Origin of the sequence: Paraburkholderia sp. SIMBA_030 (genome assembly GCF_046535245.1) — a bacterium.
Lineage (GTDB): Bacteria > Pseudomonadota > Gammaproteobacteria > Burkholderiales > Burkholderiaceae > Paraburkholderia.
In genome coordinates, this window is the sequence record NZ_JAWRXB010000716.1 from 1 (window position 1) to 266 (window position 266).

Here is a 266-nt window from a genome sequence, read left to right on the forward strand (position 1 = left end):
GATCAAACGGCCCTTTTGGCTCGATACGCTCGGCGATTCCAATCTCGTCGAAATCCGCATCAAGCTGGACGGCAAGATCCTGCGGGTTCTGACCAAGCGCAATCAGACATACGCCTCGAACACTCACATCTTCATCGTCTGGATGGTCGGCGCCTCCCTGGTGCTGATCGGCGTCTCCATCCTCTTCCTGCGCGGCCAGATTCGGCCGATCCAGGCGTTGGCCGCCGCCGCGGAAAGCTTCGGCAAGGGCCAGAAGGCCGAGAACT

General features: G+C 60.5%; 1 protein-coding gene. It reads left to right on the forward strand.

The window, feature by feature from the left end; genetic code table 11:
• The coding region (locus SB772_RS41815; RefSeq protein ID WP_410838749.1) for a hypothetical protein at nt 1–266 on the forward strand (266 nt) is incomplete at both ends.